The organism is Paenibacillus cucumis (ex Kampfer et al. 2016) (assembly GCF_019748695.1).
Taxonomy (GTDB): domain Bacteria; phylum Bacillota; class Bacilli; order Paenibacillales; family Paenibacillaceae; genus Paenibacillus; species Paenibacillus polysaccharolyticus.
Genome location: NZ_JACLIC010000019.1, coordinates 18,441 through 31,968, shown reverse-complemented (window position 1 = coordinate 31,968; position 13,528 = coordinate 18,441). Strand labels below are relative to the sequence as shown.

The window sequence follows — 13,528 nt, the reverse complement described above, 5'->3', positions numbered from 1 at the left end:
AGTTGAAGAATCCGTGATCATTAACAAGGAAAAATTAACGTTAGACTAGACCCTACAATCCATAGTAAGCTTTCAGTCGTTCAATCAAACCGAGCGGGTTTTTCGTAAGATATTGGGAACTGAAATAAATGTCTCCGCCAATAGATGGATACTTCTGATTATATGTCAATTGATCAATGATTTCTTGTGATGTCTGCCACCCAATCTCTGGCGTTCCGAGTTTATAAGGAGAATGGCCGATGTACAATTTTACATTGGTATTGGCTACCTCATTAACCCACCAATCGACGACCTTATCGTATCTTGCTGCACTTAGCGTCATGCTCCAGTATACCTGTGGTGCAACATAGTCGATCCACCCTTGTTTGATCCATGTCCGAACATCTGCATTCATGCTGTCATAAGCAGTTACGCCTGCTTTGGTATCTGAGCCAGTCAGATCATTTGCTTTGTTACGCCATACACCAAATGGACTGATCCCATACTCTACATTAGCTTTCGCTTGATGAATACGTTGTCCAAGTTGCTGTACAAACTGATTAATGTTGTCACGGCGCCAAGCTGCACGGTCTGTTGAACCTGACGTGTTATACATTTTGTAAGCAACATCATCATTAAAGGTCACATTGGAAGGATAGAAGTAGTCGTCCAGATGCACTCCATCCACGTTATAGTTATTCACAACTTCCATAATGGTATCCATAATATGCTGCCTTGCTTCTGGAACACCTGGATTAATATATAGTTTACCCGATGCATTTACAATCCAGTCCGGATGTAGCTTGGATACATGGTTAGTCGCCAGATTGGCTGTTGTTGCTGAGTTCGTTGCCCGAAACGGATTGAACCAGGCATGAAATTCAAGCCCGCGTTTGTGCGCTTCCTCAATCATAAAAGCCAGTGGGTCATAACCTGGATCTTTCCCCTGGGTTCCTGTCAGAACACTATTCCAAGGCACCAGTCTGGATGGATAAATGGCGTCTGCATTTGCTCTAACTTGTACAAATACAGCATTGATCCCCATGTCTTTTAACTGATCCAGTTGACTTGTGTACTCCTGCTTCTGTTTATCTACATTGCCTTTCGCGCCAGAAGATGGCCAGTCACCATTAACTGTAGATATCCAGGCTCCGCGCATCTCATTCGTTGCTGGTGGGGTTACACTTCCTCCTGGTTCTGCAGGAGTTGGTTCCGGTGTTGGCGTTGGTTCTGCTCCGGTGTACAGATCAATGGTTTGAGCCGCCTGATTCCAGTTCACTTGAATCCCCAAATTTTCACTTACAAAACGAATTGGAACCATCACGCGACCTTGTTTGAGTTGCACGGAAGCATCCAGATCAACCACGGTATTGTCCACTGTCGCTTGCTGACGTCCACTCGTCATCGTAATCGTTGAATCCGATTTCTGAATCGTCACCGTCCGGGTTGCCTGGGACCATAACACAGAAGCCCCCAGTCCTTCACTGATGACCCGTAACGGCACCATCGTTACGTTCACCTTGGGCATGATATAGGGTGACACATCTGATTCCAGACGCTGACCATCCAGAAAAATAGTAATCTGCTTTGAACTTGCTGCCTGAGCGGTCATACCGACTGACTGTAATCCAAGAACAAAAATGAGCAGTAGCAACAATCCTTTACGCAATTTCATCAATACAATCCTCCAACATCATTAAATTTGCGGTAAATTCTACTAGTTTAATAGACGCTTGGCATACGGGTTTAGTTGCGCAATTGACCAAATGTTGGTTGGAATTAAAATATCGAAATTAAAAATGCTCCTCGCCATTCCATTGGCAAGAAGCATCCTTTATTTATCAACATATGAATTCAAGGCTCAAGAGTCCGTGTTACTCATGATTTCCTGAATGTTTTTTAGGTCTTGCAGACGGCTCTCATCCTGACGGAAATATTCCACAAGAGACTCAATACATGTAATGGAGTCCCAGCTTAAGTGATGTTCAATACCTTCTACGTCGTTATATATGTTCTCTTCCTGAACACCGATCGTCGTTAGAAACTGCTCAAGCAGATGATGGCGCTCCATCAACCGTTTGCCCATTTTTTTCCCTTTTGGCGTTAGTACCAGCCCGCGGTACTTCTCATAGATCAGGTACTCGTCTTTGTCCAGCTTTTGGATCATCTTCGTCACGGATGAAGGATGTACTTCCAGTCCTTCAGCTATATCAGACACACGAGCATAGCCCTTTTCATCAATCAATTTGTATATACGCTCCAAATAATCTTCCATACTGGGCGTTGGCATCTGCTTCCCTCTCTTCTCTCTGACCGGTTCTACGTACCTGGTCCCTATCTTCTAATGATACATGTTATCAATGCGCATTGGCAAGTCCTACCCGATTCCGATCCGCCTTACACAAGGATTGGCAGGCGTGACTTCTCTTCATTTGAGGCAAACTAAGTCCAGTTTCGTATTGAAAGGAGTGATCCTGTGAGCACAAGCGTGGCCCAGCCCCCTGTTAGAAAAGTAAAGGGTACTAAACCCTTTATTCCCGATTTGGTGTATTTTGAACCAGGTGCGCTTGAATATGAAAAAGGAAAACGAATTATGGAATGGGTAACCTCCCAAAACATTCCTTATCAGATGACCACTTCACACAATCGAATCACCAACCTCCCCGGTGAGACAGAGCAAGAAAAATACCGGATGGCCAAGCGAACTCTGGTTGTAGGGGTACGTAAAACCTTGAAATTTGACCAGTCCAAACCATCAGCAGAGTATGCGATCCCTATCTCGACAGGTTGTATGGGGCATTGCCATTATTGTTATCTTCAAACCACATTAGGTGCAAAACCATACGTTCGCGTGTACGTAAACACGGAAGAAATCATTGAAGCTGCCAAAGGTTACATCGAGGAACGCAAACCCGAAATTACCCGTTTCGAAGCAGCCTGTACCTCCGACCCCGTCGGTCTGGAACATATCACGGAAAACCTGAGCGACCTTATTCGTTTTATGGCTGATGAAGAATACGGGCGTTTACGCTTTGTGACCAAGTATCATCACGTCGATCCGCTACTTAACATCAAGCATAATGGCCATACGCGTATCCGGTTCAGCGTGAACTCGGATTATGTTATCAAAAACTTTGAACCCGCAACTTCCCGCTTTGAAGAGCGAATTGAAGCTGCAGGCAAAATAGCCCATGCCGGATATCCACTCGGTTTCATTATTGCTCCGATTATTTGGTACGATGGCTGGCAAGAAGGTTATGCTGAGCTACTGCAAAAGCTGGCAGATACCTTGCCTGAAGAGGCTACCAAAGACCTGACGTTTGAAATGATTCAGCACCGTTTCACCAAAACGGCTAAAGCGACCATTGAGAAAAGATATCCAAAAACCAAGCTGGAGATGGATATTGAGAAACGGAAAATGAAATGGGGCCGCTGGGGTCAGTACAAATATGTGTATAAAGATGACCAGCAAGATGCCCTGCGCGAATTCATTACAGAACGCATTTTCGAACACTTTCCTTTAGCCAACATTGACTATTTTACCTAATTCAACTCGTATATCATCAGATCAAAAAGCAGGTTGCATGTTCCAGAAAAGTTCTGGTTCCTGCAGCCTGCTTTCAATTATTTATTTTGCTGAAGAAGAAAAATGCTTCACGTTAAGTTGATCATCCAATCGGGTGTAATTTGCTGCAGCCAGATTGTTATTTGGGTCATCTGATCCGTGAATAGCAAAATACCCATTAAGAGCATTAAAGCTCCGCCAATCTTCATCATGAGGTTTGAATAACGCAAAATCCAGCGTGTTGAACCGATAAAGAACGCTAGAACAAAAAAGGGTAAAGCAAAGCCTACCGTATAACCTGTAATCAGTGTCAGCCAAGTTGAAGGTTCGCTCGCTGCCATGGCGATAATCGCCGTCAGAATCGGTCCGATGCAAGGCGACCAGCCTGCCGAAAAACCAATCCCAAAAACAAAGGAACCTAAATACCCCGCCGGCTTCCATTTCATATCCAGTTTGCGTTCCTTCATTAAAAATTGCGGCTTGAAGATACCTAACAAAAACAGTCCCATCAACATAATTAAAATCGCGGACAGTTGACGAATCAAATCCCGGTTATCATTGAAAAATTGTCCAAATAATCCTGCACCCAGACCCAGCGAATAAAATACTGCAGAGAATCCGAGAATAAACGCCAGTGTATGCGTTAACGTCTTCAAGCGCACCTCTCGCTGATTCCGATCCTCTTTTAACTGTTGCACAGTCATTCCCGTGATGTATGAGAGATACGAAGGATATAGCGGAAGACAACACGGTGATATAAAAGAAGCGAGGCCAGCAACAAAAGCCAGCCATACATTAACATCAGGCATGAAGCAATGTCTCCCTTCCTGGGGCTCACTTGCTCTTAAGTACTTGTTTTTAAACGATAAGTGTAGTAGTCAGAGATCAGGCTCGGAACCCTTTTTTAGCAATCATCGTTAGGATCAGCATACCAATGAGCAGCAGTACAATCGTTGCTCCAGGTGCCAGGTTCCAGATCCCCGCTGTAACTAGTCCAATCACAACCGCAATCTCTCCGATGACCACCGACAGAATAATGGCTGATTTGAAGCTTCGAGCCATGAGCAGGCTGACGGCGACAGGAATGGTCAACAAGGCGGATACAAGCAGAGCACCCACGATCTTGATCGCCGTACTGATTACCAATGCTGTCATCACTGTAATTAACATATTCAGCATTTTGACTGGCAATCCGGTCACTGCAGCTGCGTCCTCCTCAAAGCTGAGCAGGAAAAACTCTTTATGTAGGAAGCCCACTACAATAACAACGATTAGCGTCACGATACCCACCAGCTTCAGATCCGCCACGTCCAATGTGTAGATGCTACCAAACAAATAGCTCATCACATCCGCATTGTACCCTTTTCCCAGTGTAAAAAACAGCGAAGCCAGCGCTACGCCTCCAGACATAATGATCGCAATGGACAACTCAGCATAGCTCTTGTAAGCTTTACGCAACTTTTCAATAGCAAACGACGCGAGTACCGCAAAAATCAACCCAACACCGATCGGGTATACCTCGATCAGAAAACCAAGCGCCACACCTGCGATCGTTACGTGTGACAAGGTGTCTCCGATCATCGAAAGTCTGCGCAGTACAAGAAAAAGTCCAATCAGCGGAGCAGTGATACCGATAAGCAAACCACCTGCAAGTGCACGCTGAAAAAAATCACTCCATAATATTTCCAAAACTAACACGACTCCTTCGGCCTATCATCTAATGGCCCACATACATAGCTAGCGTACCTGCGCGGTAGTATGCTGCAGGTTGGTTTCTGCACAATCCTCGATCTCATGCGAATGACGCACATGGAAATGAATCTTGCCATTCGTGAGCGCCGCTTCCGCGCCAAGATAACTCTCCATGCGATCCATATCATGTGACACCATGAGAAACGTCATCCGATGATGTTCATGCATATGGGTAATCAGTTCGAAAAAACTGGCTTGTGACTCTGCATCAATCCCCACGGTAGGTTCATCGAGAATCAATAGATCCGGGTGATTAATCAACGCACGGGCCAAAAAAACACGTTGCTGCTGACCGCCGGACAGTTGTCCAATACGTTTGTTTGCGATATCCTCGATTCTCATAACCTTCATTGCATCGATGCATTGTTGCTGACTTTGACGAGAGATGCGGCGGAACATGTTTTTGTTGTTATACAGCCCGGACATAACAACCTCACGAACGGTAGCCGGGAACAACGGATTAAATGCATTTTTTTGTGGCACGTACCCGATCCGGTTCCAATCCTTGAATTTACGAATCGACTCTCCAAACAACTTGATATCCCCCTGCGCAGGAGGAAGTAGTCCTACCAGCATACGAAGCAACGTTGTTTTCCCTGCTCCGTTTGAACCGATAATACCTACAAAGTCACGTTGTTGAACCATAAAATTTAGATCTTGAATCACGCGCTGATCCCCGTAGGAAAAAGACAAATTCTCGATCTGGATAATCGGATCATGACATAATGGCATGATTTGCTGCATGGCAAAGCCGCCCTTCATAATAAATAAAAATACGTAAATATCGTGCTTAACATTCCAAAAGTCTTCGCCGATGGAACAGCAAAGACTTCTGGATGTTTACCTTCATTCTTCTTATTTTAATGCGATCAGCAGATTTTGCAAATTTTTCTCCATCAAGGTGAAATAATCATCTTTGTTCTTCACCTGTTCCTGCGTCAGGCCCTCAACCGGGTTCAACACCATCGTTTCTACCCCTGCTTCGCTGGCAAGTGTTTTGGCTAATTTGTCGGATACAAGCTCTTCAAAGAAAATGTACTTGATACCTTCATCTTTAACCAGTTTAGCCAGTTTTACAATATCCTGTCCAGTTGGTTCTGCATCCGGGGACAGTCCCATGATGGCATGTTGCTTCAAACCATAATCACGTGCAAGATAACCGAACGCCTGGTGTGATACTACAATTTCCTTCTTTGCTACGGATGCTAATTCATTCGTGAAACGCTGATCCAGTGCTTTAAGTTTGGTATGAAGCTCCTTATAACGTTGCTCGTAACCAGCTTTGTGTGTAGGATCAACTTCTACTAAACTGTTCTTGATATTTTCCGCCATGATCATTGCGGATTTGGGGCTAACCCATGTATGAGGATCGATATGATGGTCGGCTACTTTTTCCTCATTGCCACTCTCGTCTGCATGGTCATCGGCATGTTCATCCTCATGCTCTTCACCATGTCCGTGACCATCGTCTCCTTCTGCTGTTAACAACTTGACACCTTCGCTGACAGCCACGGATTTCACTTTTGTATCACTGTTCAGTGATTTCAAAAAGTTCGGCACCCATCCTTCCAGACCCGCACCATTGTATAAGAAAAGCTGTGCCTTGGACGTATTCACAATATCCTGGCTCTTCGGTGTCCAATCGTGCGGCTCTACTCCCGTAGGCAGCAAGTTAATAACATTGGCATCTTCTCCGCCAATCGCTGCAGTAAACGCATATACCGGATAAAATGTGGTCACCACATTAACTTTGCCTTCAACAATTTTGGCTGTATTCTCGTTGTTTTGCCCACATGCAGACAATACAAGCAAACTAAGTATGAGCAGACCGCTCCAAAGTAGCTTCATTATACTCCGTTTGCCAAGTTTGCTGGATCGATCTAATCGTGTCTGTCTCTTCTTTTGAATAAATGTCATATATAATTCACTCCGCATCACTTAATCGTAAATATTACTGAAAGAATTATAGGTAACCTGCTCCTAATTGTCAAGGCTCATGTCTTATTCATTCTTTCCCGAAGTGCGGGGTTCATAACAATATATGTTTGTTCTTCAGTTATCAGCTCTTTTTTCAGCATAAAAAAGCGGTCCGAATCACTTCGGACCACCCTTGGTTCAAACTTGTGACAATCTCTGTACGATTGAACACCCTAGTTGCTTGTCTTATACTTAAAAACTTTTTATTTCACTTGCGCGCCATTAGGCATGCTGTCTGGTACGGTAGCAAGGGTCAACTGATCCCCATGAGAAGCTGCCAGGATCATGCCTTGAGACAGCTCTCCACGCAGTTTTACTGGTTTGAGATTGGTCACACAGATGACTTTACGTCCTACCATCTCTTCTGGCGAATAAAACTTTGCGATACCAGATACAACCTGACGTTGCTCATAACCAAGATCCAGTTGTAGCTTAAGCAATTTATCTGCCTTTTTAACAGGCTCACAAGCGATGACTTGTGCCACACGTAGCTCAACTTTGGCAAAATCATCAATGCCGATCTCTTCCTTGCCTTCAGGTGCTGTTACCGGTTCTGCTGAAGCTGGAGTAGCGGCTCCTGCTTCTGCCTGGCTTGCATTGGACTGTGCTGCTTTTTGTCCACCTGTCATCGCTTCAGAGATATAAGCAATTTCCTGTTCCGCATCCAAACGCGGGAAGATCGGCTCGCCTTTGTGCAATGCGTTGCCAGCAGGCACGATGCCCCATTGTTTCGCTGAATCCCAAGCTGTCAGTTCACCTTCTTGGATGCCCAGTTGTTCCCATATTTTGCGCGGCGCACGAGTCAGGAACGGCTGTAGAAGAATGGAGGCAATACGCAAGCTTTCAATCAGATGGGACATTACGGATGCCAGCTCATCCCGTTTCGCTTCATCACGAGCAAGAGCCCATGGTTGTGTTTCGTCGATATATTTGTTGCTACGGCTAACAAATTGACTGATTGCCGTAAGCGCCACAGAAAACTGCAAATTTTCCATCGCTTGCTCTACTTTTTCCACCGTTGCATGTCCTGCTTCTTCCAGCGAAGCATCAAATTCCGTTACATTGGAAGCAAACGCAGGAGCTTTGCCTTCAAAGTATTTGTCGACCATCGCTACGGTACGGTTCAGCAGGTTGCCCAGATCGTTTGCCAGATCGGAGTTTACACGCTCTACGAAGCTTTCCGGTGTAAATGTACCATCGGAACCAAACGGTACTTCACGCAGCAAATAGTAACGAAGCGAATCCAGGCCGTAACGATCAATCAGGGTTACCGGGTCCACTACGTTTCCTTTGGATTTGGACATTTTGCCATCTTTCATCAATAGCCAGCCGTGTGCAAATACCTTCTTCGGTAATGGAAGGTCCAGCGCCATCAGCATGATAGGCCAATAAATCGTATGGAAACGAACAATTTCTTTACCTACCAGATGAACATCCGCTGGCCAGAACTTGTCGTACAATGAAGCATCCGAAGAGCCGTAGCCCAGTGCTGTAATGTAGTTGGACAACGCATCAATCCATACGTAAACGACGTGTTTCGGATCACCTTTAACTTTGACACCCCACTCAAATGTCGTACGGGATACCGCCAAATCCTCAAGACCCGGCTTGATAAAGTTGTTGATCATCTCGTTTTTGCGGGATTCCGGTTGGATAAAACCAGGATTCTCTTCGTAATATTTCAACAAACGATCTGCATATTTACTCATACGGAAGAAGTAAGATTCTTCTTTGACGAGTTCAACCGGGTGTCCGCTATCCGGACTTTTAGCCGAGATAATCTCGCCTTTCTCATTTTTTTCAACATCCACCAGCTGTGTTTCAGTGTAATAAGTTTCATCCGGGATGCTGTACCAGCCTTCGTACTCACCCTTGTAGATATCACCCTGCTTCAGCAAACGATCAAAGATATCTTGTACGACGGTTTTGTGACGCTCCTCGGTTGTGCGAATGAAGTCATCATTGGAGATGTCCAGCTTGTTCCACAGTTCCTTGATGCCTACGACAATCTCATCGATAAAAGCCTGTGGAGACAATCCTTTCTCCTGAGCCTTGCGCTCAATCTTCTGGCCATGTTCATCGGTACCTGTCAGATAACGCACCTCGTATCCACGCAAGCGTTTGTAACGAGACATTGCATCACCTGCTACTGTTGTGTACGCATGCCCAATATGTAGCTTGTCGCTTGGATAATAAATCGGCGTTGTTAAATAAAATGTTTTTTGATCCGTCATGAATGACTTCTCCTCCTTCAATTGTTCTAACGAATACATACCAATCGCTCGAATGGAACCATCTTCCTGATCCGAAAATGAACACAAAAAAACTCCCTCCCTGTATGGGACGAGAGTATCTCTCACGTGTTACCACCCAATTTCCCCGCATTTTTCACAAAACGCAGGCTCTTCCGGTCCTTCGACCGCCCATTAACGCTGGATCACGCCTCAGGCTTACGACAATAGCGACAAGTCGCTGATTGCACGCTCGAAAGAGGTTCCTCCGGGACCATCTTCCATCCTCCTCCCAGACCGGTTCTCAGCTTCTCCGGCTCTCTGCACTGGGGGTGTGTCTGTACTTATCCCTTCACTGGAAAATCATATACAAAAAATATACTGAAATGCTGACCTTGTTGTCAAGTATACCACCGAATAGAACCAAGCTTCTGGGTTCCAGCTACCTGCTCTATAACACCTTGATCAGCAAAAATGAACATCAGGCTCTTTTGCACATTACGGTTCGGATATCACTACATTTTTCTCCACCTTAGGCGGAACCAAATCTACACCGCCCGGATGAAACGGATGACATTTGGCAATCCGTTTCGCCGCTAGAAGGGAACCTTTGAGTGCACCATGCACTTCAATTGCTTCCATCGCATACGCCGAACACGTAGGATAAAATCGGCAGGTCGGCGGTTTTAATGGAGAGATGTAATTGCGGTATACCCGGATGGGAGCTTGCACGATTCTACGCGAAAGTTTCATCTTCAATTCTTCCCGTGGCTGTGTGCATGCTGATGTGTAGATGACTTCTTCGCTGGAGCATGTTCAGCACAATCCTTGCAATATCCGAATACTTCAAACTTGTGATCCACGACCTGAAATTGCTCGGGAGCATCAGCAAGTTGCATCGGACAAAAAACGATCGGGTAGGTCTTCTGACACTTCAGGCAGATCATATGATGATGATGGTGGCCTTCGCTGCAATGTGCTCTGAACTTCACTCCATCTTCAAATATAACTTGCTCCAGCACGCCTAGTTCCTGCATTACACGCAAGTTTCGGTACACCGTGTCAAAGCTTAATCCGCTGTAAGTCTTACCCATATATTCGTAGACGTCCTTGGGTGTAAGATACCCCGGAGACTCGGCAAATAACCGTGCAAGTGTCTTGCGCTGATCGGTTATACGAAGTCCCTGTGAGGACATAGTTGATATAATCTCTTCCGTCGACAGCATGATTTACAGCACCTCCTGTCATACAAACCTTTTGCATTTTCATCATGCGACAAAATCTTTTGGCAAAAACCGTTGCTTCTGCTCTTTTTGTATACCTCTAATAATGCATGAAATGAAGAACAGAGTCAACGGAACCCTACACGCAAGTATAGGGGTTTTGCTTAAACTAAAAACTTAAACTAAAAACAAAGGACCCCATAAGTATGGAGTCCTTCGGTTGACGGTTCAGAATATAGGTCATACAGGTGACTTTTGGGGTGAACGGGTATATAAAATATAAGCTTTCACTCCAAACCGTACGGTTTGATTCACTAGAATATTACTTCTCAGCTGGAAGTGGGGTAAACAGAATGTTTACCGGCAAGTTGCTACCAGGGGCAGCAGAGAAAACAATGGTAACACTCTCACCGTAAGAACCTGTGCGATACAGCACATTTTGTTCATTCGGCGCACTTAGAGACTGGCTGTTATTCGACAACTGCACCAGCTGTCCATTCACAAGTGCTGAACCGTAATACTTGCCTCCGCGAGGATTAAACGAAATCAGTGTACGCGGAGCAACATTGTTCAGGGTGATTTTGTACAGTACACCGAAGTTACCAGCGTTAGAAGCGCTTGTGAAGGCCATCGGGTCTGTGCCGTCGAGATTCGGATCACTTGCATTATCCCCGAGTGGCAGACGGGAAGGCTTCGTGCCAACTTCCTGATCGTACGTAATGATTCGTGTTGCGTTTGGATAAGTCCCACGGTTATGAACGCCGTCACGGTCCAGAACTGGCAATGAGGACAACACGGCCATCGGATCTTTATTTTCTTCGATCATTACAATGTTGTAGTCAAGAGTATAATCACTGAAAGCGTCGGAATAAAGGGAGATGACCTGCCCTTCTTTCATCGAAATATTGTTCAATTCCGTCAGAATCAATTTGCTTTCTCCTGGCTGGATGTATACTCTCTTCGAATCTGCCCCCGTTTGCATGGATTTGAACCATTTATCGATGGACAATTTACCCGCAACGGTAGCAAATGGCGTCGGTCCTGCAAAGCCCATATTTTGCTGATCGAATACAGCTGTGTATGGATTGTTATTGGTTGCAATCACATACATCTTTACTCTTTTGCCCGTATTATTGACATGGTGAATCATGAAACGCGTCTGTCCAAAGGAAGATTCCTTGTAGACAATGCCTTCCTGGTTAACGGTCTCAGGGCTGTTACTACGAATAAGCAGGCTTGATTCATCCGTGTACGTAAACGGAACTTTTTCCATGCCAGGAACTTCTCCGCCGTTGAATGTAAATTTGTCCCCTACTGGTACGAACAATTTGTTGAAATCAGACTGATTATAAAGCGTCTCGCTTGTGATCATAATCTCTTTCGTATATGTGTTGCTCAAACCGTGCTGATCTGTAACCGTAAGTGATACCGTCTTCGGTCCCGGAAGGAAAAATGCGAGTGCATTGTTGCTCCAGTCTCTTTTGACGATCGCATCCTCATCATCTGTACTTTGATCAGTGTAGGAGATTTTTTCACCCATTTTGTATTCTTCCTTGTCCGTTGTAAACATCGCTACTGGGGGAAGATTCGGACGCTCCACTTTGATCGTAAGCGTATAAGGGTTACTCCACTGGCCACTGGAATCTTGAACCGTATAAGTCACCGTATAAACGCCTGGCTGATCAAAGGAATCTTGACGTCCAGTCCACTGCTCATCCACAATCGGAAGGCCGTTCGGCGAACTGTTTTTAGTCGTGTAGATCACTTGATCTCCTGCAAAAATTTCCTTTTGTACCGTAAAGCTGGCTACAGGTTTAGTGTTAAGCTTCAATACAACCGTCTTCGCAGACTGATTAACGGTATATGTGATGTTCAGCGCTTGTGTAATGGACGTCAATGGAATCATGAACGTGCTTTTTTCTTGATAAGCAGGGCCTTTCATCGTTCTGGATTCTCCGTTAACGGTATACACTTTGCTGTTTGTTTTAAAACGAAGTTCGTCCGCACCGCTGAGAATGATTGTCTCTTTGGTTGTATTATCGTACTTTACATCGTAACCTACCCGATCAACCAATGCACGAATGGCCACGTAGGAAACACCATTTTTTACAGCCATTGGCTGTCCAGCCAGATACGTTTTCCCATCCTGAACCATCTTGTTGCTATTCATATAAAGTGTCAGGTCTCCGGCAGATCGCACAGTCGCAGCTGTTCCACCAGTCGTTGGTTGCTCTACTTCAGCAGGTGTTGGTGTGTTTGGTGTGTTTGTTTCTTCACCTGTTCCTTGTTCCCCGTTTGCTCCTGTTGCCGGATTTACCGGTGTAGCTTCTGTTCCAGAAGGATCTGTTGTTCCCTGATTGGATTCTATGGCGCTTTCATTGTTGGCAGGTTGTGAGTTGTTTGATGGATTGTTAGCAGGATCAGTCGTTGCTCCTGATTTTACTTCAGACTCAGCAATTGGCTGTTCTTTCTTTACAACCTCAACGGATTTCACTTTTGCGGTATTCACTGGCGTAGCTTCACTTGAATCTGCTGCTTGTGCATTCGCAGGAATAACTGCAAAGGCCTGAAAAACAGCAAAAGCGGTGAGTATGGACAACTTCTTTTTCAAATTCATTCTTTGTCTTTGGCTCCTTCTGCTCCCATTTTATTAATATCCCCTCTAAAAGTCATATGATTAGACGCTCAGAAACGGGAAAAGTTGCTAAAAATAATGAATAAGAATTGTAAACTTTTAATAGAAGTGAAAAACTATGAAAATAGTTATCTGTTAAAATAAACAAGCTGTATGGGTTAATCTA

11 protein-coding genes are annotated in these 13,528 nt (G+C 44.9%); 1 reads left to right on the top strand and 10 read right to left on the bottom strand.

Translation table 11 applies throughout. The features are described from left to right. Positions 1-52: 52 nt before the first annotated feature. The gene (locus tag H7T88_RS11330; protein ID WP_221788511.1) at positions 53-1,654 is read right to left on the bottom strand and encodes a family 10 glycosylhydrolase; all 1,602 of its coding nucleotides are present in this window, start codon (positions 1,652-1,654) and stop codon (positions 53-55) included. 186 nt (positions 1,655-1,840) lie between these two features. Then, on the bottom strand, positions 1,841-2,269 hold the full coding sequence (gene mntR, locus H7T88_RS11325) for a transcriptional regulator MntR (protein WP_090922556.1): 429 nt from the start codon (positions 2,267-2,269) through the stop codon (positions 1,841-1,843). A gap of 186 nt (positions 2,270-2,455) precedes the next feature. Between mntR and splB the strand changes: the two genes are divergently transcribed. Then, positions 2,456-3,526 (top strand): spore photoproduct lyase, encoded by a 1,071-nt coding sequence (splB, locus tag H7T88_RS11320; RefSeq protein WP_154957666.1) that lies wholly within the window; start codon positions 2,456-2,458, stop codon positions 3,524-3,526. Positions 3,527-3,633: 107 nt separating this feature from the next. On the opposite strand, the gene H7T88_RS11315 is transcribed toward splB, so the two are convergent. The 8 genes from H7T88_RS11315 to H7T88_RS11280 all read right to left on the bottom strand — a co-directional run bounded on the left by H7T88_RS11315 (position 3,634) and on the right by H7T88_RS11280 (position 13,344). Further along, the gene (locus H7T88_RS11315; protein ID WP_090922559.1) at positions 3,634-4,353 is read right to left on the bottom strand and encodes a cytochrome c biogenesis CcdA family protein; all 720 of its coding nucleotides are present in this window, start codon (positions 4,351-4,353) and stop codon (positions 3,634-3,636) included. A gap of 76 nt (positions 4,354-4,429) precedes the next feature. Then, positions 4,430-5,233, bottom strand: a complete 804-nt coding sequence (locus H7T88_RS11310) for a metal ABC transporter permease (RefSeq protein ID WP_090922562.1) — start codon at positions 5,231-5,233, stop codon at positions 4,430-4,432. 48 nt (positions 5,234-5,281) lie between these two features. Next, positions 5,282-6,040, bottom strand: a complete 759-nt coding sequence (locus tag H7T88_RS11305; protein ID WP_221788510.1) for a metal ABC transporter ATP-binding protein — start codon at positions 6,038-6,040, stop codon at positions 5,282-5,284. Positions 6,041-6,151: 111 nt separating this feature from the next. Next, positions 6,152-7,144, bottom strand: a complete 993-nt coding sequence (locus tag H7T88_RS11300; RefSeq protein WP_260510851.1) for a metal ABC transporter solute-binding protein, Zn/Mn family — start codon at positions 7,142-7,144, stop codon at positions 6,152-6,154. A gap of 332 nt (positions 7,145-7,476) precedes the next feature. After that, positions 7,477-9,546 carry a methionine--tRNA ligase gene (metG, locus tag H7T88_RS11295; RefSeq protein WP_221788549.1) on the bottom strand — a complete coding sequence of 690 codons (2,070 nt, stop codon included), beginning with the start codon at positions 9,544-9,546 and terminating at the stop codon, positions 7,477-7,479. A 456-nt stretch (positions 9,547-10,002) separates the two neighbouring features. Then, entirely contained in the window at positions 10,003-10,257 is a 255-nt protein-coding gene (gene yidD / locus H7T88_RS11290) for a membrane protein insertion efficiency factor YidD (protein WP_090922569.1), read from the bottom strand. Positions 10,258-10,259: 2 nt separating this feature from the next. Next, positions 10,260-10,730 (bottom strand): Fur family transcriptional regulator, encoded by a 471-nt coding sequence (locus H7T88_RS11285; RefSeq protein ID WP_090922571.1) that lies wholly within the window; start codon positions 10,728-10,730, stop codon positions 10,260-10,262. A gap of 319 nt (positions 10,731-11,049) precedes the next feature. Beyond that, on the bottom strand, positions 11,050-13,344 hold the full coding sequence (locus H7T88_RS11280) for a stalk domain-containing protein (RefSeq protein WP_221788508.1): 2,295 nt from the start codon (positions 13,342-13,344) through the stop codon (positions 11,050-11,052). Positions 13,345-13,528 lie beyond the last annotated feature (184 nt).